Raw genomic sequence first — 22,020 nt, forward strand, 5'->3', positions numbered from 1 at the left:
TTTGAGAACTACATAGTGGACGCGAGCATCTTAAAAATTATTAAGTGCAATTTCAGATAAACCTGGTGACCGGTTTTTACCGGCCTCCATGGTTTTCTCGATAGCGATATTAATTATTGATCTTTGTGGTCAAGTTTTTAAGGGCACACGGTGGATGCCTTGGCATCAGGAGCCGAAGAAGGACGTAGGAATCTGCGATAAGCCTGGGGGAGTTGATAACCGAACTTTGATCCCAGGATGTCCGAATGGGGAAACCCCGCCCGGCGCGCGAGTGACCGGGTGACCCGCATCTGAACACATAGGGTGCGTGGAGGGAACGTGGGGAAGTGAAACATCTCAGTACCCACAGGAAGAGAAAACAACAGTGATTCCGTTAGTAGTGGCGAGCGAACGCGGAAGAGGCTAAACCAGTGGTGTGTGATAGCCGGCGGGCGTTGCATCACTGGGGTTGCGGGACTTTCCGTACCGATTCTGCCGGATTGGTGAAGTGAGTGCAGGTGCATAGGTGAACTGGTTTGAAAGCCAGGCCGTAGAGGGTGTTAGCCCCGTAACCGGAATGTATGCTGCCGCTTGGAGAGGATCCCAAGTAGCACGGGGCCCGAGAAATCCCGTGCGAATCTGCCAGGACCACCTGGTAAGCCTAAATACTCCCTGATGACCGATAGCGGACAAGTACCGTGAGGGAAAGGTGAAAAGTACCCCGGGAGGGGAGTGAAATAGTACCTGAAACCGTGTGCCTACAAACCGTTGGAGCAGCTCTGATTGCTGTGACAGCGTGCCTTTTGAAGAATGAGCCTGCGAGTTAGTGTTACGTCGCGAGGTTAACCCGTGTGGGGAAGCCGTAGCGAAAGCGAGTCTGAATAGGGCGATGCAGTGGCGTGATCTAGACCCGAAGCGGAGTGATCTACCCATGGCCAGGTTGAAGCGACGGTAAGACGTCGTGGAGGACCGAACCCACTTCAGTTGAAAATGGAGGGGATGAGCTGTGGGTAGGGGTGAAAGGCCAATCAAACTCCGTGATAGCTGGTTCTCCCCGAAATGCATTTAGGTGCAGCGTTGCGTGTTTCTTACCGGAGGTAGAGCTACTGGATGGCTAATGGGCCCTACAAGGTTACTGACGTCAGCCAAACTCCGAATGCCGGTAAGTCAGAGCGCAGCAGTGAGACTGTGGGGGATAAGCTTCATAGTCGAGAGGGAAACAGCCCAGACCACCAACTAAGGCCCCTAAGCGTGTGCTAAGTGGGAAAGGATGTGGAGTTGCCCAGACAACCAGGAGGTTGGCTTAGAAGCAGCCACCCTTGAAAGAGTGCGTAATAGCTCACTGGTCAAGTGATTCCGCGCCGACAATGTAGCGGGGCTCAAGTACACCGCCGAAGTTGTGGCATTCAGATATTAGATAAGCCTTCGTGGTTCAGTCGTCTGGATGGGTAGGGGAGCGTCGTGTGGGCAGTGAAGCAGCGGTGTAAACCAGTTGTGGAGCCTACACGAGTGAGAATGCAGGCATGAGTAGCGAAAGACGGGTGAGAAACCCGTCCGCCGAATGATCAAGGGTTCCAGGGTCAAGCTAATCTGCCCTGGGTAAGTCGGGACCTAAGGCGAGGCCGACAGGCGTAGTCGATGGACAACGGGTTGATATTCCCGTACCGGCGAAAAACCGCCCATACCAAGCAGGGGACACTAACCGTCCGGAGCCTGCCCGAGCATCCTTGTGGTGTGAGGGTTTTGGCCGAGCACGGGACCTGATCCTGGGAGGTAAGCGTATTAACAGGTGTGACGCAGGAAGGTAGCCGGGCCAGGCGATGGTTGACCTGGTCTAAGGATGTAGGGTCCGTGATAGGTAAATCCGTCACGGTGTCTTTGATGACGTGCCTGAGATCCGACGGGACTCCCTCACGGGGGGATCCGGTGATCCTATGCTGCCTAGAAAAGCATCGGCGCGAGGTTTTAGCCGCCCGTACCCCAAACCGACACAGGTGATCAGGTAGAGAATACTAAGGCGATCGAGAGAATTATGGTTAAGGAACTCGGCAAAATGCCCCCGTAACTTCGGGAGAAGGGGGGCCCCAACCTTGATGGACACTTGCTGTCCGGAGGGGATCGGGGCCGCAGAGACCAGGGGGAAGCGACTGTTTACTAAAAACACAGGTCCGTGCGAAGTCGCAAGACGATGTATACGGACTGACTCCTGCCCGGTGCTGGAAGGTTAAGAGGACCGGTTAGCCCTTTGGGGCGAAGCTGGGAATTTAAGCCCCAGTAAACGGCGGTGGTAACTATAACCATCCTAAGGTAGCGAAATTCCTTGTCGGGTAAGTTCCGACCTGCACGAATGGAGTAACGACTTCCCCGCTGTCTCAACCATAAACTCGGCGAAATTGCAGTACGAGTAAAGATGCTCGTTACGCGCAGCAGGACGGAAAGACCCCGAGACCTTTACTATAGTTTGGTATTGGTGTTCGGTGTGGCTTGTGTAGGATAGGTGGGAGACTGTGAGACCCGGACGCCAGTTCGGGTGGAGTCATCGTTGAAATACCACTCTGGTCATACTGGATATCTAACTTCGGCCCGTAATCCGGGTCAGGGACAGTGCCTGATGGGTAGTTTAACTGGGGCGGTTGCCTCCTAAAGAGTAACGGAGGCGCCCAAAGGTTCCCTCAGCCTGGTTGGCAATCAGGTGTCGAGTGTAAGTGCACAAGGGAGCTTGACTGTGAGAGAGACATCTCGAGCAGGGACGAAAGTCGGGACTAGTGATCCGGCGGTACATTGTGGAATGGCCGTCGCTCAACGGATAAAAGGTACCTCGGGGATAACAGGCTGATCTTGCCCAAGAGTCCATATCGACGGCATGGTTTGGCACCTCGATGTCGGCTCGTCGCATCCTGGGGCTGGAGTAGGTCCCAAGGGTTGGGCTGTTCGCCCATTAAAGCGGTACGCGAGCTGGGTTTAGAACGTCGTGAGACAGTTCGGTCCCTATCCGCTGCGCGCGCAGGAAATTTGAGAAGGGCTGTCCTTAGTACGAGAGGACCGGGACGGACGAACCTCTGGTGTGTCAGTTGTACTGCCAAGTGCACCGCTGATTAGCTACGTTCGGATGGGATAACCGCTGAAAGCATCTAAGCGGGAAGCCCGCTTCGAGATGAGATTTCCATACACCTTGTGTGTGAGAGGCCCCCAGCCAGACCACTGGGTTGATAGGCCGGATGTGGAAGCGGGGACTAAAGACCCGTGAAGCTGACCGGTACTAATAGGCCGATAACTTACACCACATCAACACCTGGGGAAACACGACTTCAAACGGTTTCCCAATGTAGAGGGTGTTGTGATCATGCTGCTTGCGTCCACTATGTGGTTCCCGGACAACAACCCGTCAAGGGTTGTTCCCCTGGGAACAATAACTGAATATTTGCTTACGTCTTTTTGATGTTCGTGACCATTGTTTTCCCCACGCACACTGTTTTTGGGTGTGTGGTGCGGGTGGAAGGGTTACGGCGGTCATAGCGTGGGGGAAACGCCCGGTCCCATTCCGAACCCGGAAGCTAAGACCCACAGCGCCGATGGTACTGCATCCGGGAGGGTGTGGGAGAGTAGGTCACCGCCGGACAAATTGTGGGGTGAGGCCCGTACCAGTGTTGGTACGGGCCTCACCTGTTTAACCCGCCAACCCTAGTCCCGCGGTCCGTCGGCTGCTCGTCAGCGGCGGCGGAACGGCCGCTTGGCCCCTCCGTCACCGGGTGTCAGCCGCCGATGGCGTCCAGCTCCCTGACGTCTTCCGCGGAGAGCACCAGCCCTGCTCCGGCAATGTTCTCCCGCAGGTGTGCCGCCGAGGATGTTCCGGGAATGAGCAGGATATTCGGTGAGCGCTGCAGCAACCAGGCCAGTGCAACGGAGAGCGGTGAATCGCCTGCTGCTGCGGCCACCCGGGAAAGGGCTGCGGACTGCAGCGGCGTAAAGCCTCCCAGCGGGAAGAATGGAACGTAGGCTATCCGTTCCTCGGCGAGCCGGGTGATGAGGGCGTCGTCCTGCCGGTAGGCGACGTTGTACATATTCTGCACGCACACAATCCGGGCAATGCCCTGTGCCTCGGCAACCTGCGCATCCGTAACGTTGCTGAGTCCGAGTTCGCCGATCAGCCCCTCCTGCTGGAGCTCCACCAGGGCGTGGAGCGGCTCGGCCAGGGATCCGGGGCGGGGGCTGCCGGCATCGCCCATGCGCAGGTTGACGAGATCCAGGCGCTCCACTCCGAGGGTCCGCAGGTTCTCATGAACCTGATCACGCAGATCTGACGGTTGCCGTTTGGTGGGCCAACCTCCTTGCGCATCACGCTCGGCCCCCACCTTGGTGGCGATGAACAAGGTCTCCGGATAGGGGTAGAGCGCTTCGCGGATCAACTGGTTCGTTATATGGGGCCCGTACGCGCCGCTGGTGTCGATATGGGTAATGCCCTGGTCTACGGCCTCCCGCAGGACGGCCATGGCTCCGGCATGGTCGGACGGCGGGCCCATAACCCCGGGGCCGGCCAGCTGCATGGCACCGTAGCCGAACCGTGAAACGGTTCGGTCTCCCAATGTCCATGTTCCGCCGGGCAGGAGTGTGGCCGGTGAGGTGGATGCATCCATGGTGTTGCCTTTCGGTAAAGGGTGGTGCTGAGGCACTTCCTGCACCAGTATTAGAGAGTTGCTTCCTTCTGGGAAGTAGGCACTTTGAAGTGCGTAGCCCACCATCCGATAAAGGGGACACCGTGATTCCACCTAAGTCCGTAGAACAGGCGGACGCTCAAGCCAGCTATAACGCGTTCCTGGCAGTGTGCCCCAGCCGCCAGCTTCTGGACCGGATATCGAATAAGTGGGTGGTGCTGGTCCTCTGCGCCCTCGCCGGCGACGCCGCAGGCACCACCGCCACCGGCGACGCCGCAGGCACCACCGCCACCGCCGCCGTCGCCGGGAACTCCAGCGACCCGGCCGCCGGCATCACCATGCGTTATTCGGCACTATCCCGGCTGCTGGGCGGGGTCAGTCAGAAGATGCTCACCCAGACACTGCGCGCACTGGAGCGTGACGGGCTGCTGACCCGCACCGTTGCGCCGACCGTTCCGGTGACCGTCACCTACGAGCTGACGGATCTGGGCCGATCCCTCTACAACGTGGTTCAGGGCCTGCGGTACTGGGCCCAGGAGAACATGGGCGAGGTTTCCGCCCACCGCAGGGAGTACGACGCCGCGGGCTGACGGGCCGCTGTGCCAAGACGCGGTGTGGGTAGTAGCCCAACAGGCGGTTCGCCAAACTGGGTGGTCAAAACCGCGCCGGAGACGCGGTAGACTATAGGAGCAGCAAAACCCGTAAGGGCAGCCTGTAACCATGGTTTTCCCGCCGCGAAGGCAGCCGGAGCAAGGGTTACGGCGGTCATAGCGTGGGGGAAACGCCCGGTCCCATTCCGAACCCGGAAGCTAAGACCCACAGCGCCGATGGTACTGCATCCGGGAGGGTGTGGGAGAGTAGGTCACCGCCGGACATACGTTCAAGATAAGGATCCGCACAAGGACGTGCGGGTCCTTATCTGTTTAACGGCTCTATCTGTTTGGCGGCCCTGCCGTTTATCCCCTGCCCCCTCACCGGCGGCCCCGCAGCAGGGCAACAATGGTGACGTGCCGGACATCAACAAGCCCTACCGCCGGGTCAACTCCGGGCCTGACCTCGAGCGCACCACGTTCTTCAGTGATGCGGTCTTCGCCATCGCCATGACCCTGCTTGCCGTTGACATCAAGGTCCCGCAGGTGCCGCCGGACCAGCTGGGTGCCGCCGTCGTCGAGCAGTTCCCCGAATTCGGTGCGTATGCCCTGTCCTTTGCGGTCACCGCCGCCTACTGGCTGAGCCACCACCGGCTGTTCCGGCTGCTGACAGGCTTCACCGGCCGACTGCAGCAGCTGAACCTGGTGCTGCTGCTCTTTGTCGGCCTGATTGGGTACGCCACCGATATGCTCTCCTTCTACGGCGACCAGGCCCTCGGCGTCGTGATCTATGCGGCGGCGCTCGGCCTGATCGGCACCGCCAACACCGGGCTGTGGGTCTACTGCCGGTACATGGGGCTGTTTGCCGACGACGTCGATCCCCGGCTCCCTGCCTTCGCGACGGTCCGCGCGCCGGTCACGCCCGTGGTGTTTTTTGCCTCCATTCCAATCACGCTCATTTGGGGGCCTCGGGCCGGCGCCCTGTCCTGGCTGGCGATTATCGCCCTGAACTTCCTGCTCCGCTTCTACGGGCGCCGGCATGCCGAGCCACAGTAGGAAGCGCCGGGAAGGGGCCACCAAGTGCCGTCCTGGCGCCGATTCGTTGGTTTGGCCCTGCGTCGGGTAGTCTTATATCTGCTTCTTACGGAGCAAGCCTGGAGGATTCGCCTAGCGGCCTATGGCGCACGCCTGGAACGCGTGTTGGGTTAACGCCCTCGGGGGTTCAAATCCCCCATCCTCCGCCAAAAAGAAACACCCCGGTCCTCGGACCGGGGTGTTTCTTTATCTGCTGACCCTAGACCCGCGCCTCCGGCCGCAGGGCCGCGCGGGTGGCCACGGCTACTGAACCGAACCCGATGGCCGCCGCAGCGCCGGCAATAGCCAGGTACACAAGCGGCTGGATGGTGGGCATCGGCAGCCCGGACACGTTCACGGCGATGCCCATCAGCGGCGGTATGGCCAGGACGGTGCCGAGGACGACGGCGGCGACTACCAGCAGCAGCGACTCCGCGCCGGTCATCCGGCGCAGCTGGCGGTCCGATGCACCGAGGGAGCGCAGCAGCATCAGTTCCGGCCGGCGCCGGGCGGTGGCCATCACCAGCGAGTTCACCACGGACAGGCCCACGTAGCCGAGCAGGACCAGCATGGCCACAATGTTCACCCAGGACTGGGCTTTGCGGTCCGCCGCACCCGCCGCACCCGCAGCGCCGGCGGACTCCCGGTCCACCACGGTCAGGCCCAGGTCTTCCAGCTGGTCCGCCATGGCGGTGTCATCGGTGCCCGGTGCAGCGCTCACCAGCAGGTAGTCGTTCAGGCCCGCAGTGGTGTGCTGCAGCAGGGTGTCATTGGCTACCGTCACGTCACCGAATCCCAGTCCCCGGGAGTAGGTGGCGACGACGACGGCGGACGTTTCGATTCCGTCGCCGTAGTGGAAGGCGAACTGGTCACCCACACCGACACCGGATTCCCGGGCCAGATCCACGCTTAGCGCCACCGTCTCCGGTTCGGACAGCCCGTCCAGCCCGCCATCGCCCACGCCCAGGTCCAGGGTGGAGTCCAGGTTCCGGGGATCCACGCCCTGGATGCCGTAGGACTCCATGCCGTCCTCGGTGCCGAGGAACCGCAGATCGGCCAGCACCGCCGAATGGGCCACCGGTGTGGCGGTGTCCACTGCCGGCAGGCTGGAGACTTCCTCGGCCAGGCCAGCGGAGATCCCGGAGCCGGGTGCGGTGACCATGTAGTCGGCCATCATGCCGTCGCGGGACTGCCGCTCGGCTTCGGTTTCCACCGTGGTGGGCATAAACAGCTGCACCGAGCCCAGCGCGATGGCCAGGGCCAGGGGAATGATGCCGCCGGCCAGCCGCCGGGGGAAGGCAGAGGCGTTGGCTTCGGCCAGGGCCAGGGACGCGGAGGGATTGCGGCCCAGCAGGGGCTTCACCAGCCGGAGTACGCCGGCCACAATCCAGGGTCCCAGCATGCCCGCGCCGATGATCAGCAGCAGCACGCTCGAGGCCGCGATGGCCAGGCCGCCGGTGCCCGGAATGGCCAGGGGAAGCATTGCCGCAACCAATCCGGCCGCCAGCAGGACCACCCCGCTCATCTTGCGGCCACGGCCCAGCCCTGCGGCTTCGGTGACCGACTCGCGCAGGGCGGTAGTGGGTGACATGCGGACAGTTCCGCGCGCCGAAACCAGCGACGCTCCAACCGCGGCTGTGACGCTGAGGGCCACCGCGGCCAGTGCCGGCAGCGGACCGTAGGCCAAGGCGAAGTCCTCAGGGATGACACCCCCGGCAGTGAACTGCGCGCCCAGAAAGTACGCCAGCCCGAAGCCCGGCGCAGCACCCAGGACGGCAGCGGCACCGGACACCAGCAGGACTTCGCGGATGATCATGCCCAGCGTCTGCCCGCTGCCGGCACCGACGGCCCGCAGCATGGCGAACTCCCGGCGGCGGGCCAGGATGGACAGGGACAGGGTTCCGGCGGTCACGAACACGGCGGTCATCAGGGCCACACCGGCCAGGGAGCCGCTGAGCAGCAGCAGCGTGGAGCGGGCAGCGGAGCCGCCCAGGTCCTCCACGTCACCGCGGCGGTCGCCGGTGTAAGTGACGACGCCGCCCACGCCGGCTTCGATGTCCGCGGCCAGTTCCTTCGGTGCCACGGATCCGTCGGCAATCACGCCGACAGTGGCGTACGTATCGCCGTGCGGCCACAGGGCGGCCGCGCCGGCGGAGCTGAGGAACACCGCGGGGGCGCCGCCGGCCTTTTCCGCTTCCGCGATGCCGGACACGGTGTACTCGGACGGCTCGCCGCCGTGGGAGAGGACCAACCGGTCACCGGGGGATACCCCGAAGGATCCGTCCACCACCACCTCGTTGACGGTCCGGGGTTCTTCCCCGGAGGTTAGCGTGTACGGGGCCAACACGGCGGAGTCCCAGGCCGAGGCGGAAAGGCTCCTGCCGGCGTCGTCGGCCAGGGGAACGGTGACGGTGCCTACGGCCTGCTCCACCCCCGGCACATCGGCGATGCGGGACGCTGCGTTTTCGGGAAGGAGGACCCGCTCGGAGAGCGGAGCGTCCACGTCTTCCACCACGGGCAGTGACTGCGGGGCGCCCACTACGACGTCGGCGCCGCGCAGCTTGTCGGCGGCGGTGCCGCCGCGCAGTCCGGACTCAATCAGGACGCCCATGGCGGTGATCAGCGCCGCGCACAGGAACACGGCCACAAACACGCCGGCAAAGCCGCCGCGGTGGTGGCGGATCGATTCTTTGGCAAATGACCACATATCAGCGCTCTCCCAGGTAGGCGACGTGCTCGGTGACTTCATGGACGGTGGCGCCGGACAAGCTGCCGTCCAGCTGTCCGTCCGCCAGGAAAATGACGGTGTCTGCGGAGACGGCGGCCACGGGGTCGTGGGTCACCATCACCACGGTCTGTCCCAGTTCCGAGACGGTGTGCCGCAACAGGTCCAGGACCTGCCGGGCGGTCGCAGAATCCAGGGCTCCGGTGGGTTCGTCCGCGAAGACCGCCGCCGGGCGGGTGATCAGGGCCCGGGCGATGGCTGCCCGCTGCTGCTGGCCGCCTGAGAGCTCCTGCGGTTTACGCTCCCCGAACCCGCTCAGGCCCACGGCGTCCAGCACATGGTTGAGCCAGGCCGTGTCCGGGGCGCGTCCGGCGAGCAGCAGCGGAAGGGTGACGTTGCGGGCCACGGTGAGCTGGGGCAGCAGGTTGTAGGACTGGAAAACAAAACCGACGTGGTCCCGGCGGAACCGGGTCAGGGCCTTGCCGCGCAGGGCGGAGATTTCCGTGTCGCCCAGCAGCACCCGGCCGTGATCCGGGGCGTCCAACCCGGCAGCAGCCTGCAGCAGGGTGGATTTGCCCGAGCCGGAGGGACCCATGACCGCGGTGAAGCTGCCCTGCGGAACAGCCAGGGAAACGTTGCGCAGGGCCGGCACGGCGGAGGGGCCGGACCCGTAGCTCTTGGACACGCCCTGCAGCTGCAGGGCCGCGGGGGCTGAGAATTCAGTGGCATCGGTAAACATGGGAAGCATCCTTCGATTCGGGCGGATAAATCTGCTGTCTTCGACGCTACGGATGTGCAAACCCCGTTCCGATACAGCCAACCGGCCGGTTTGGGGTATAGCTGGCTATACCGACACGGCCGTGCTCCTCCGGCATAATCAAGCAGGTGACTATCCGCGCCGGCCTCCGCTCCCGCTTCCGGGATGCCGCGTTTGTGCTGCGCGAAGGCGGTTACTGGGCGGCGTCCCTGGCCGTGGCGACGGCAGGTCTGGCGCTGCTGCCCTTCCTGCCCCTGGGGGTGGGCCTGTATGCGGTGCCTGGCCTGCTGGGTGCCGTGGATAGCCTGGCTGCCCGGGCCCAGGCACGGGCAGCGGGCTTTACGTCCGCCGTGATTCCCTTCGACCGGCGCCGCCTGGCCGGTAAACACACCTTCGGCGAACTCGCCGCCATGGTCAGCGCCCCGGAAACGAAACGGGATGTGTCCTGGCTGCTGTTCCACTGCGCTTTTGCGGTGCTGGCAGCCCTGCTGGCCCTGGCACTGCCGCTGGGCGGCCTGTTCTACGTGCTCACCGCGCCGTTCTGGTTCCTGTTCCCGCCGGAAACACCGCTGGAACTCACCGTGACTGTTACCAGCTGGAGCGACGCCGTCCTGATGGTTCTGCTGGGCGGCATCTATATGGTTGCCGGGTGGATCCTGCTGCCGTGGATGGCCCGGCGCCTGACCGGAGCCACCCTGGGCATCCTGTCGCCCCGCCGGTACGCCGACCTAGCCCGCCGGATCTCCGACCTCTCCGCGGCCCGTGCCAGCGCGCTCGCCGCACACGGCGCCGAGCTGCGCCGCATCGAACGGGAACTGCACGACGGCGCGCAAAACCGGCTGGTCGGCGTCGTGATGATGCTCGGGCTGGCGCAGCGTGCCGCCGAGACCGACCCGGCCGCCGCCGTGCCGTTCCTGGGCCGGGCACAGGACGCCGCGTCCGAGGCCCTGGCCGGGCTGCGGGCTGCGGTACACGACATTTATCCGCCAGTCCTGGACGAGCTCGGCCTGGGCGGGGCCGCCTCGGCGCTGACCAGCCGCTCGCCCATCCCCTGTTCGCTGAACGTCAGCGGACTGCAGCGGGCGCCGGCCGCGGTGGAGTCGGCCGCGTACTTTGTCCTCGCCGAAGCCCTCACCAACGCGGCCAAGCATTCCAATGCCTCCCGGATTGACGTGGTGCTGCGCACCGAAACCTCCGGCCGGGAGGACATCCTGGTGGTGCAGGTGGACGACGACGGCCGCGGCGGTGCGTCGGTGGGCCCCCTCGACGGGTCGGGCACCGGCCACGGCGGCGGCAAAGACGACGGCTCCGGCACCGGGCTGGCCGGAATTGCCCGCCGCGCTGCGGCCTTCGGCGGAAAACTGATCCTCACGAGTCCGCCCGGCGGACCAACACACATAAGGGTGGAACTGCCATGCGCCTTCTGATTGCCGAGGACGACGCCCTGCTGCGGGCCGGAATGCAGCTGCTGCTGCAGAGCGAAGGCTTCGAGGTGGCCGGTGCCTGGGACAACGCCGATGACCTGCTGTCCGCCTTTGAGCCCGGCAGCGCGGACGGCGCCATCCTGGATGTCCGGATGCCGCCCACTTTCACCAACGAAGGACTCAAGGCCGCCCTGGAACTGCGCGCCCAGGTACCCGATTTCCCCGTCCTGGTGCTCTCCGCCTATGTGGAGGACCGGTACGCCAGCCGGCTGCTGGGCTCGGGAGCGCAGGGAGTGGGCTACCTGCTGAAGGAACGCGTGGGCAACGTGGGGGAGTTCGTGGACGGGCTGCGCCGCGTGCTGGGCGGCGGCACCGTGATGGATCCCGAGGTGATTGCCCAGCTGTTCAGCCGCCGCGGCACCGAGGACCCCATCCGTTCACTGACGCCCCGGGAGTTCGAGGTGCTGGGCCTGGTGGCCGAAGGCCTGGGCAATACCGCCATTGCGTCCGCCATCACGGTGTCCGAAACCGCGGTGAGCAAACACATCGGCAACATCTTCACGAAACTGGGGCTCTCGCCGTCGGACAGCGGCCACCGGAGGGTGCTCGCAACGCTGGCCTACCTGCGTTCCTAGCTGTTTTCCCGCAGCCTGTAGCGCGCCGGGTCTTGTTTCCCGGCGGCGTCCGGTGACAAGGTGTGATGCACGGACCGGCGCAGGAGGCATCCACGTGGAACAAGGCGAGGCAAAGATTGCGCTGATCACCGGTGCGTCCCGCGGAATCGGGCGGCGGGTGGCGGAGCGGCTCGCGGAGCACGGAACCCACGTGGTGGTCGGCTACCGGCAGAACGCCGAAATGGCCAAGGACACGGTGTCCCGGCTGCAGGAGCTCGGCGGCGGCGGCATTGCGGTGCAGGCCGACGTGGAGAACCCCGAAGACATTGTCCGGCTCTTCGACGCCGCCGCGGATGAATACGGCCGGCTGGACTACTTCATCAACAATGCTGCTGCCGCCGCGTTCAAGAACGTGGTGGACCTGAAACCCCACCACCTGGACCGGGCCTATGCGGTGAACGTGCGGCCCTTTGTCCTCGGCGCGCAGGAAGCGGTGAAGCTGATGGACGACGGCGGCCGCATAGTGGCGCTGACCAGTTACGGCAGCATCCGTGCCTTCCCCACCTATGCTGCGCTGGGCTCCTACAAGGCTGCCGTGGAGTCCTTTGTACGGTTCATGGCCGTGGAGTTTGCCCCCTACGGCATCAACGTCAACGCGGTGAACGGCGGGCTGATCGAGTCGGACTCGCTGGACTACTTCTACTCGATGGAGGGGATGGCCTCCATGGAGAGCGTCCTGTCCCGCATACCCCAGCGGCGGCCCGGAACCGTGGATGAAATGGCCGCCACCGTTGAATTCCTGCTCTCGCCCGGTGCCGGGTACATCACCGGGCAGGTGCTGGCCGTGGACGGCGGCCTGTCCGTGATTGCTCCGCCCTTCCACTCCGAAGCCTCCGGCCCGCCGGTCACCCTGCCGGAGAAACCCACCCGGGACCGCAACCGGTAACCGCCCCTTCTCCGGACCGGATTGAGCGTTACTGAAAGGACGCACAGTGAGTTACGATTCCAGCCGCTACCGGGACTACTTCGAACACAGCCTCACCTATGCGTCCGGCTTCTCGCGCAACGTGTCGCGGTATGCCGACAATGTGGCGCTTGCCGATCCGCCGTCGGGCCGGGAATGGACCTACGCCCAGTTGGGGGTGGCCGTGGACCAGGTGGCACGCGGACTGGCCGAACGCGGCGTCGGGCGCGGGGACCGGGTGCTGTACCAGCTCTACAACGGTGTGGAGTTCGCCCTGCTGTACCTGGCCACGCAGCGGCTGGGTGCGGTGAGCGTGCCGGTGAATTACCGGCTGGCGCCCGCGGAAACCGCGCACATCCTGCGGGACAGTGATCCGGCAGTGTTTGTGGTGGACGCCGAGCACGTGGACGGCGCAGCCCGCGCGCTGGAGCTGGCAGAAGTGTCGCCGGTGGTGCTGGTGGCCGGCGGTGACGAGGCAGCGCACTGGGGGATGGGGTCCGGGCAGCTGGGGCAGGATTTCGACGCTGCCGTGGACAGTGCGTCCGGAACCCTGCCGGACCTGGCCGGGGAGCTGTCCACCTTCGAGGAGAGCACCCGGTTCTACACCTCGGGCACCACCGGGATGCCCAAGGGGGTGCCGCTTCCCTCCATTGCGGAGCTGATGAGCGCGCACGACGTGATCATGCACTTTCCGCTCACCCCGGCGGACCGCACCCTGAACATGACCCCCTGGTTCCACCGCGGCGGGCTGCACTCCGGCGGACCCAACCCGGTGTTCTACATTGGCGGCTCGGTGGTGCCCCTGCGCAACTTCAACCCGGCTACGGTGCTGGACTGGGTGGGGGAGCAGGGCCTGACCTACCTGATCGGGGCGCCCACCACCCTGGAAATGATCGCCGCCGAGCAGGAGAAGAACCCGCGGAACCTGGAGACCCTGCACGGCATCGTGACCATGGGGGCGCCGCTGGACCGGGCGGCCGCCATCCGGTACCAGGAGCTGCTGACTCCGCGGATTTTCAACGGCTACGGGACCACTGAGGGGTTCTGGAACACCTTCCTGCGGCCGGAGGACCTCCCGGCCCATGCGGGCAGCGCCGGACGCTCCTGCACGGACGACGACGTCGCCGTTGTCCGCGTGTTCGAAGGCCGCCGTGCCCGTCCGGATGAGCTGGCGGCCCGGGACGGCAGCGAGATAGGCGAGGTGATTATGCGCTCGCCGAAATCGGGATTCAGCTACGCGAACCTGCCGGATGTGGAGGAGGAGAAGTTCCACGACGGGTGGCTGTATCCCGGGGACATGGCCACCTGGGACGCCGAAGGGTATGTGACCATCATGGGCCGGACCGATGACATGATCCTCTCCGGCGGGGAGAACGTGCATCCGGTGCAGGTGGAGGCGGCGCTCGCGGACCATCCCGGGGTGCTGGATTCGGTGGTGGTGGGGGTGCCCGATGACCAGTGGGGACAGCGCGTGGTGGCCTACGTGGTCCGTCGGGACGAGGGCGTGGATGCCTCCGGGCTGGACACTTTCTGCCGGGAGCATCCGGGGCTGGCGGACTTCAAGCGGCCGCGCGGCTACCGTTTTGTCGAGGAACTGCCGATGACCGCCACGGGCAAAAAGATGCACTACAAAGTGTCCGACGCCGCTGCCCAGGACTGGCTGGACGGCCGGATGGATGTGCCGGGGGCGGCGGGCGCGGCTGTGCCGGGTGCGGCGGGTGCGGCGGGTGCGGCCCAGAAGGCGCCGACGGATGGCTGAGCGGGTTGTCATTACCGGGATGGGGGCGCTGACTCCGCTCGGGAACACCTGGCCCGACACCTGGTCCGGGCTGCTGGCCGGGCGCAGCGGGATCGACAAGATCACCGCGTTTGACGCCTCGGACTTTCCCACGCGGATTGCCGGGGAGGTGAAGAATTTCGATCCCGGACAGATCCTGCCGGTCAAACGGCTGCGGCGCTCCTCCCGGGCCTCGCACCTGGCGGTGGCGGCGGCACGGGAAGCGGTGGCCGATGCCGGGCTTGGCGGCACGTTGGAGGGCACCGAGGCGGCGGTGATCCTCAACAGTGCTGTCTCCGGCTATCCGGAGGTTCAGGACGCCACCGAAACCCTGCACCGGGACGGGCTGCGGCCCATCAGCCCCAGTTTTGTGGCCTCGTCGCTGACCAACATGCCCGCCTGCGAGGTGGCGATTGACCTGGCCGTCCATGGTCCGGTGAACGCCAGTGCCCTGGCGTGCGCCAGCGGTACCGCGGCCCTGCTGGAGGCCCGCCGCACCCTGCTGGCCGGGGAGGCGGACGTGGTGGTGGCCGGCGGCACGGATGCCGCCATCACGCCGGTGATGTTTGCGGGGCTGTCCGCCATGCGCGGACTGTCCCGGAACAATGACTCACCGCAGGAGGCCAGCCGCCCGTTCGACGCCGGCCGGGACGGGTTTGTGTTCGGCGAGGGGTCCGTGGTGTGTGTGCTGGAGCTGCTCAGCCATGCCCGGGCCCGAGGAGCAGAGGTGTATGCGGAGGTACTGGGCGGGGCGATGACCAGCGACGCCTTCCACATTGTGGCTCCGGATCCCAGCGGCCGGTACGCTGCCGCGGCCATCACGCAGACCCTTAGCCGGGCCAGGCTGAATCCCGAAGACGTGGACCTGGTCGCGGCCCACGGCACCTCCACCCTCGCCAATGACCGGACCGAAACCCTGGCCCTGCATACCGCGTTCGGTGAGCACGCGTCGTCGTTGGCGGTGACCGCGCCCAAGTCCATGACCGGGCACCTGATCGGGGCGGCCGGCACCCTGGGGTCCCTGCTGTGCGCGATGGCCATCCGGGACGGCGTCATTCCGCCCACCATCAACTACAGCACTCCGGATCCGGAGTGCGACCTGGACTATGTCCCGGGTACGGCGCGCGAAACCCCGGTGCGCTTTGCCGTGACCGATGCGTTCGGGTTCGGCGGGCAAAACGCGGTGGCGGCGTTTGGGGCTGTTTAGGGCGGTGCCGGTAGGAATGGCTCGCTATGTGCAGTACTCCTCAAGTCCGGCCTCATACGCTTCCGGGTAGAACTGCAGGGCCAGCTCAAACGTAGTCTCGCTCCAGCCGGTATCCCGTCCGCTCCACGCTGAGTGAAGATAGCGGGAGCTGAACTCCGGTTCCATCTGTGAGGTCCAGCGGTTGCGTTTTACGGACTTCGGATACGTCCAGCTGTCCGGTTCGCTAACGCACGTGTCCTCCCAGTACTGTTCGAGGTCCGCATGGACCATACCTACGGCAAGCCGCCTGCCGTTGTCCTTCGCCACCTCGCTGAGGGCCGCGTCGAGGTACTGCCGGGCATGGTCCCGGACGCCGGAGTCCTGGATCTGGTCGATCTCCGCCTGCAGGTGCATTGCCGACCCGCGGGAGTCGCTGACCGCTTGTTCCCCCACCCGGTCAAGGTAGGACTGGGCGTTCGGCGAAGTCATGACCGGCCCGTTCCAGAAAGCTTCGTAGTCTTCTTCGGAGAGGTGCCCCTCGGCGTTGGGGTGGACATGCACGGTGCGGAGTAGATTCTCTGCCTCCTGGACAATGTTCGATAGATGCTCCTCGTCCGCCGGGTAGTCGCTTTCCGGCGGCGGCGGAAAGGTGCAGACATAGGGATGGGCCGCTTCAAAGGCCACGGGATAGACCTTTTCCACCAGGGCCTGCGTCCGCCGGTCTTCGGATTCCAGCGGGTCCCGCGCTCCGGCGTTGCCGTAGCCGGTGGCATACCAGTTGATGATGGGCCGGCCGTTGTCCAGATACGTCACACCGTTCACCTTGGCGCGGTGGCAGGTCCGCCTCGCCAGCTCTGCCAGGTCGTCGAAGACGATCCGTTTGGCCCGCTGGGCCGTGCCCTGGGAGAGGAGGGCCGATACTTCGTCCACGGCGGTCTGGGCGCTGGTGCGTTTGACGGGATCCTGGATGGTTGCCGCCCGGTCCTGCCAGTACTCCTGGTTCCTTCGGAGGTCCTCCTTCCAGCTCTGGTTGAGGAGGTCCAGCAGGGCTGCGGCATCCGGGGTGTTCATCGCCGGTTCGCTCCAGAAGGCTGCATAGTCTTCTTCGCTCATACCTGCGGGAAGGGGATCGGAGGATGCATGCAGGTAGGTTCGTGCGGCCACGACAATGATGCCCGTTGTCCGCGCATCTTCATCGGCCTGCCGGGTGCTCGCTTTGAGAACCGCTACGTAGCCCGCGGCCAAGATAACGACGGCGAAGATGGCCAGGACAGCGGTCAGGGTCACTCGGAGCAGACTGAACCTGCGCTTCGCTGGCGGACGTAGATAGTCGGGCGGCTCAACTTGGACATCCACTCAGCGTTCCCCCTAACACCGGCGGGCATTTCCCGCTGCTGGGGAGCCTAGCGCATGGCTGCGGAAAGCTCAGGCTCGACGTCGGGGTCCGCCAGCTCAATGCGCGGGGCGAAGTCCTGGCGGTTGGTACCGACGGCCTTGGACGCCAGCCAGACGGACACCGCGCCCAGCGCGAAGCCGGCGAAGACATCCAGGACGTAGTGCCAGCCGAAGTAGACCGTGGCCAGGGTGGTCAGTGCCACGTAGATCCACATGATCCAGCGGACCGGCTTGGGCAGCCGGGTCAGCTGGGCCACCAAAGCGGCGGTGAAGATGATGGATACGTGCAGGGATGCAAAGGCAGCGATGCCGTGCACGTTTTCGGTGGCGAACGGATCCGTCAGCACTTCGGCGCGGTTCTCATACAGGGTGTCTTGCAGGGTGGAGACCGTGGTTTCGGGCAGGTCATAGAACGGGGTCGCATCGGCGTAGACCGGCCCCAGCGAAGGCAGTGCGTAGTAGCTGACCGTGCCCAGGATCCAGTTGAAGGACAGTGCTGTGGCGTACCAAGCGCCGCGCTGCAGGTTGTCGGACCACACCAGTGAAGCGGCCAGGGAAATCGGCACAAACACCATGAACAGCATGTAAACGCCGGAGAGCAGGTCCGCGCTGGAACCGGTGCCCAGGACTTCCTGGAGCACATCGGCCGGGTAATGCCCGCCGGCGAACCACTTGTCCGAAGCCTCCAGCATCGAATCGGTCAGCCCGTCCCGCAGGAACGGCAGGAAGCTCTTCATATTCCGGTAGGACATGTAGGCCAGGTAGAACGTGGCCAGTCCGGCGATGGCCACAGCCAGCCGCGGTCCCGCCCAGCGCGTGCGCAGCACATGGGACGCGGCGGCGCCTACGCCGCCCAGGTCCCGGCGTCGGGCGAAGACCCGGGGAACCACGTCGGCGGCGATCATCAGGATCACCATCAGCGGCAGCCGCACATAGCTCGGGCCGAGGAATCCTTCCGGGTCACGGACGGGGAGATCGGCGACGACGGCGGTCACCAGCATGATTACGGTGAAAGCTGCTGCAACCAGCAGCGGCACGCCGAAAAGGCGGCGCCAGGCGGATCGGGCAGGCCCGGCTTCGATAGTCATTAGACTGTTTTACCCCATGGGGGCGGCAAAACATGTTATTAGGGGCCCTGATATTCAGTATGCTTTCGATCACATTATGACGCGGTGTGCCGCCGTCGTGGTACGGGTGTGGCAGCTGTTGGCAGCTGTTGGCCGTGCCTGGGGGTGCCGCGGGTTAGTGGGCCTTTGTGGTGCCTGTTATGGGTTCCTGTTAAAGGTGCCTGTTGAAGGTAGCGACCGGCGGTTCCGAAACCGCCGGTCGCTAGGGTTTGGCTGCCGGCGTCGTCGAGACGTGCCGGCCTGAGTTGAGGCGCTACTTTGCCAGTGCGTTGTCGAGTGGTTCGGAAATCTCGCTGTAAGCGCCGGACTCCAGCTGGACGGCCTGCCCGTCGAGGTACAGCGTGGGAGTGCCCTTCACCTGGAGATCCTGGGCGTCCTGCAGATCCCGGGCGACGCGGTCCTTGATGGCATCGGAAGAGTAGTCAGCGTTGAACTGATCCATGTTCAGCCCCAACTCCTCGGCGTAGGAGGCGAAGATTCCGTCCACATCGGATTCGGTCTTCCAGTCCTCCTGATGCTCGAAGACCTTTGCCGCCATTTCCTCCAGCTTGCCCTGCTCAGCAGCGGCTTCCACGGCTCGGGCGGACGGCTCCGCGTTCTGGTGCTTTGGCAGTGGGTAGTTCCGGATAACGATGCGCACCTGGTCGCCGTAGTCGGCCTTGGCCTGCTGGATCAAGGGGTCCATCATGGCGCAGTAGGGGCACTGGTAATCGGTGAAGAGGACCAGGGTGGCCTGCGGATCTGCCGGATCGGTGATGGTCCGGGCGTCTGAGGGGACCAGCTTGTCCATCTGGTCCGCCGGTACGGTGACTTCTGCGGAGGCGGAGGTGCTGGGGGAAGCGGAGACGCTGGCCGATGCTTCGGGGGCGGGGGATTCTGCCGGCGTCCCGCAGGACACCACCCCTCCGCCAACCAGCATTCCAGCGATGATCAGAGAGGGTACGACCCTGCGCATAATTCCTTTCCAGTATCGGGGAAGCGCGCGGGAGCACGCTCGGGTACGGGGGTTGGAAGATGCTTCTATTCCATTTTTCCAGCGGTTCCGGGGGTTCGAAAGGGGTTTTTCGCTCTTATCCTGTGATCTTGATCGAGCGGCGCAGGGCGTAGTTCACCGGGTGGGGCCGATGAGTTCCAGGGCCGGACCGTTGGTGAAGCGTTGGACCGGCCTCCGCGGAACAGCCTCCTGTTCAGAATGGCGGGGCTGCTTCCCATGCGTGAACCGGTACCGGGCGTGGTGGCGCCAGTTCCAAAAACGGTTCGGTTCGGTAGACCCGTCCGCTCGGTGAGGTCCACTCCACCACGCCCGGTTCCGGTTGCCGGGCCTTCCAGAATCCCAGGGTTTTGAACCGGTGGTGCCGCCGGCACAGATGGGCCAGGTTTCCGTGGTCGGTGGGACCTCCGGCCGCCCAATCCGTAGTGTGGTCAATTTCCGAGAGTGCAGTGCTGACCCGGCAGCCGGGGAACCGGCAGGTCCCATCCCGGGCACGCAGCCAGCGGGCCAGTCCGGCAGGGACTTTCCGCCGCCTGCCCACGCCGAGGATTTCCCCGGTGTCCGGGTCCTGGACGAGGCCGGTCCAGCGGGTGGCGTTGCGGGCGAGCCTGCGGGCAGCTTTGGCACTGATGGGTCCGTAGCCGTGCAGTTCGGCGGGCTGGTCGTTGGCTCCGAAGAGTGTTTCGGCGTTGATCAGGACCATGATTTCCGCCCGCGGCAGGACGGTGGTTTCCTCACTGGCCGCACTAGTGACACGGGTGGATCCGCAGCCGCCCATGAGCAGCTGGGACAGGATGTCGCTGCGCAATTGGTCAGCAGTCCTCTGATCGCCGTTGGCCTGCTCGCCGCGGGCAGCGGTACTCAGTGCCGTGTAGATCTGCTGGGCTTCGGCCGCCCGCAGATGGGCGGACAGCCACGACATGCCGTCTTCATCCCGTTCCAAAACAACCCGGCGCTTATCAAAGGCTGTCAGGTGCCGCTCTGGAATGGTCTGCGGATACTTCCGCTCCCGCTGCCGGCGGGCCTTGGCGGAGAACTGAGACCGCGTCTGACCTTCTGCAGCCTTCAACAGGGCTGCTTCAAATTCAGGCAGCTCGGCGGCAGGAACACTCTCACACTGGTCCAGCACCACCTGCGCATGCCCGTAACTGAGCCTCCCGTCCTGCAGCGCTTCCAGCGTGGCGGTGTGGGTGTCCGTGAGGAGGCCGGCTTCGAACATCAGCCGCTGGGCGGTGCCGTGCGGTATCTGCAGGAGGGCGGCACACTCCGCTGCGGCAAGGGTGAACGCCATCCCGGGTTCCACCCGGCCGGTCGGGCCGGCGTAATCCTCCCGGAAGAGGGTTTCCATCCGGTTCAGCATCCGGGCCCGCTGAGCCTCCGCCCACGCGATCAGGTGCGCCACCCGGACCAGGACTTCACCGGTGGCCTGGTCGTCGAAGGATTCGAGGTTCTGCAGAGCCAGGGTTCCGCTGAAACCATCCGGAAAACCGGGGTCAGTGGTGCCGGGACCCGCCGCGCCGGCGGTTCCGCTGGCACGTGCGCCGTCGTCGTCGGCCGTATCTGTACCCGCCCGGTATACCGCAAGTGTGGGCTCGTCCTTGGTGCCGGCGTGGCCTTCGTCCGTGCAGTGCCCAATCCCTGGTTCTTCAGTTGTCGGTTCGGTGTTCCCGATCTGGTCCATGCCTAAGGTTTTCATCCGGCACTGACATTTCAGGGCCGAAAAACTGCCAAAAACGGTCCACGACGGAGCTTCATTTACCCGTCTTTTAAAGGCCCACTACTTGCCTCAGTTAGCGCCCCAAAAGCTGCCCGCGGAAGCACCACTCGCGCCCTCACACCCGCCCGGCCAGCCGGGCAATCCGCTCCCGCGCCGACCGCTCGCTGGGCCCCATAGGACCCAGACCGAACCGGATAACACCCAAAACAAGTTTCACGGGAAACGTCATCGGCAGCGGAACAGGCCCCAAGCGCGGCGCCCGCAACCCCAACAACTCCCGGTGCTTCGGCTCCAGGCTGGCCACCGCCCCGGCAAACAGCACCCGGTAACCCAGCTTCTGGTTCCCCGGCAACGGAGGCCGCCGCAGGAACCCCAGTGCCTCCTGCACGTAGTCACTGCTGCGCAGCTGGGAATCAAACCCGGCCATCTGCTTGCGCAGCTCCGCCTCGGAGCGGGGCGGATCCGGAATGCCCATCAACTCCCCGGCCACGGCCCACTCGGCCACATACGCGTCCGGACCGCCGGGTATCTCCCCGCCGTAGCGCTGGTGCGAGGACAGGAACGCGTCGGTGAACGCCAGATGGACCCAGCGGGCAATCTCCGGATCGTTCGCCGAATACGGCTGGACCGCCCCGTCGGCGTCGACATACTCACCGTGCACCCGCTCGTGCAGGCGCAGCACCCAGTCCGACCCGGACTTCGCCGCATGTGTGTCCCCGTAGGTGACGGTGAAGATCCAGCGGATGGTCCCGGCGAGCCGGCCCAGCGGATCCTCCTTATAGTCGGAGAAATCATGCACTCCGGCCATCGCCCCGGGATGCAGGGCCTGCAGCAGCAGCGCCCGGATACCCGCGATGATCGGCGTCATGGAGCCGTGGACCGCCCAGACGGCGGACTCCGGACCGAAGTGGCCGACGTCGTCGCCCTTCGCCAGCTCGAGCTCCCACTGCGGGATTTCGGCGGCGTTGTTGCTGAACGTGCCGATCAACTGGCGGCGCCAGGACTCGAGAAGAGGAATCACGTCTCCCAGTCTCCATCCCGGCGCCCC

At 64.9% G+C, this 22,020-nt stretch carries 15 protein-coding genes, 1 tRNA gene and 3 rRNA genes; 11 read left to right on the top strand and 8 right to left on the bottom strand.

The features are described 5' to 3' along the window. Positions 1-127 precede the first annotated feature (127 nt). Positions 128-3,263: ribosomal RNA gene (locus QNO06_RS01175) — 23S ribosomal RNA — on the top strand. Positions 3,264-3,481: 218 nt separating this feature from the next. After that, positions 3,482-3,598, top strand: a 5S ribosomal RNA gene (gene rrf / locus QNO06_RS01180). 133 nt (positions 3,599-3,731) lie between these two features. Here rrf (QNO06_RS01180) and QNO06_RS01185 read toward each other — a convergent pair. Further along, positions 3,732-4,613 (bottom strand): oxidoreductase, encoded by an 882-nt coding sequence (locus tag QNO06_RS01185; RefSeq protein ID WP_269437403.1) that lies wholly within the window; start codon positions 4,611-4,613, stop codon positions 3,732-3,734. Between the two features lie 122 nt (positions 4,614-4,735). Between QNO06_RS01185 and QNO06_RS01190 the strand changes: the two genes are divergently transcribed. From QNO06_RS01190 to QNO06_RS01205, 4 genes are all read left to right on the top strand, one after another. Next, entirely contained in the window at positions 4,736-5,221 is a 486-nt protein-coding gene (locus QNO06_RS01190; RefSeq protein ID WP_227912963.1) for a winged helix-turn-helix transcriptional regulator, read from the top strand. Between the two features lie 167 nt (positions 5,222-5,388). After that, positions 5,389-5,505 (top strand): 5S ribosomal RNA (rrf, locus tag QNO06_RS01195). Between the two features lie 133 nt (positions 5,506-5,638). After that, positions 5,639-6,277: a TMEM175 family protein gene (locus QNO06_RS01200; RefSeq protein ID WP_227912964.1), complete on the top strand. Its 639-nt coding sequence runs from the start codon at positions 5,639-5,641 to the stop codon at positions 6,275-6,277. A 100-nt stretch (positions 6,278-6,377) separates the two neighbouring features. Then, positions 6,378-6,465: transfer RNA gene (locus QNO06_RS01205), tRNA-Ser, on the top strand. A 50-nt stretch (positions 6,466-6,515) separates the two neighbouring features. Here QNO06_RS01205 and QNO06_RS01210 read toward each other — a convergent pair. Next, positions 6,516-9,002, bottom strand: coding sequence for an ABC transporter permease (locus tag QNO06_RS01210; RefSeq protein ID WP_227912965.1), 2,487 nt, complete (start codon positions 9,000-9,002; stop codon positions 6,516-6,518). Between the two features lies 1 nt (position 9,003). Continuing rightward, positions 9,004-9,759 carry an ABC transporter ATP-binding protein gene (locus QNO06_RS01215; protein ID WP_227912966.1) on the bottom strand — a complete coding sequence of 252 codons (756 nt, stop codon included), beginning with the start codon at positions 9,757-9,759 and terminating at the stop codon, positions 9,004-9,006. Between the two features lie 146 nt (positions 9,760-9,905). Between QNO06_RS01215 and QNO06_RS01220 the strand changes: the two genes are divergently transcribed. The 5 genes from QNO06_RS01220 (at position 9,906) to QNO06_RS01240 (ending at position 15,763) form a co-directional block, all read left to right on the top strand. Next, positions 9,906-11,204 (top strand): sensor histidine kinase, encoded by a 1,299-nt coding sequence (locus tag QNO06_RS01220; RefSeq protein WP_227912967.1) that lies wholly within the window; start codon positions 9,906-9,908, stop codon positions 11,202-11,204. Beyond that, complete coding sequence (locus QNO06_RS01225) at positions 11,192-11,836, top strand: response regulator transcription factor (protein ID WP_227912968.1); 645 nt, start codon at positions 11,192-11,194, stop codon at positions 11,834-11,836. The genes QNO06_RS01220 and QNO06_RS01225 overlap by 13 nt, the downstream gene beginning before the upstream one ends. Positions 11,837-11,930: 94 nt before the next feature. Then, the gene (locus tag QNO06_RS01230) at positions 11,931-12,761 is read left to right on the top strand and encodes an SDR family oxidoreductase (RefSeq protein ID WP_227912969.1); all 831 of its coding nucleotides are present in this window, start codon (positions 11,931-11,933) and stop codon (positions 12,759-12,761) included. 46 nt (positions 12,762-12,807) lie between these two features. Then, entirely contained in the window at positions 12,808-14,538 is a 1,731-nt protein-coding gene (locus QNO06_RS01235; RefSeq protein WP_227912970.1) for a class I adenylate-forming enzyme family protein, read from the top strand. Then, the gene (locus tag QNO06_RS01240; RefSeq protein ID WP_227912971.1) at positions 14,531-15,763 is read left to right on the top strand and encodes a beta-ketoacyl-[acyl-carrier-protein] synthase family protein; all 1,233 of its coding nucleotides are present in this window, start codon (positions 14,531-14,533) and stop codon (positions 15,761-15,763) included. The genes QNO06_RS01235 and QNO06_RS01240 overlap by 8 nt, the downstream gene beginning before the upstream one ends. A gap of 24 nt (positions 15,764-15,787) precedes the next feature. On the opposite strand, the gene QNO06_RS01245 is transcribed toward QNO06_RS01240, so the two are convergent. From QNO06_RS01245 to QNO06_RS01265, 5 genes are all read right to left on the bottom strand, one after another. After that, positions 15,788-17,029: a hypothetical protein gene (locus QNO06_RS01245; protein WP_227912972.1), complete on the bottom strand. Its 1,242-nt coding sequence runs from the start codon at positions 17,027-17,029 to the stop codon at positions 15,788-15,790. Between the two features lie 116 nt (positions 17,030-17,145). After that, positions 17,146-18,225: a phosphatase PAP2 family protein gene (locus QNO06_RS01250; protein WP_227912973.1), complete on the bottom strand. Its 1,080-nt coding sequence runs from the start codon at positions 18,223-18,225 to the stop codon at positions 17,146-17,148. Positions 18,226-18,517: 292 nt separating this feature from the next. Further along, a complete protein-coding gene (locus tag QNO06_RS01255) occupies positions 18,518-19,219 on the bottom strand; it encodes a DsbA family protein (protein WP_227912974.1) in 702 nt (233 codons plus the stop codon). Positions 19,220-19,451: 232 nt separating this feature from the next. Then, a complete protein-coding gene (locus tag QNO06_RS01260) occupies positions 19,452-20,936 on the bottom strand; it encodes an HNH endonuclease signature motif containing protein (RefSeq protein ID WP_227912975.1) in 1,485 nt (494 codons plus the stop codon). A 151-nt stretch (positions 20,937-21,087) separates the two neighbouring features. Next, positions 21,088-21,993: an oxygenase MpaB family protein gene (locus tag QNO06_RS01265; RefSeq protein ID WP_227912976.1), complete on the bottom strand. Its 906-nt coding sequence runs from the start codon at positions 21,991-21,993 to the stop codon at positions 21,088-21,090. Positions 21,994-22,020 lie beyond the last annotated feature (27 nt).

This window comes from Arthrobacter sp. zg-Y20, from assembly GCF_030142075.1.
GTDB lineage: Bacteria > Actinomycetota > Actinomycetes > Actinomycetales > Micrococcaceae > Arthrobacter_B.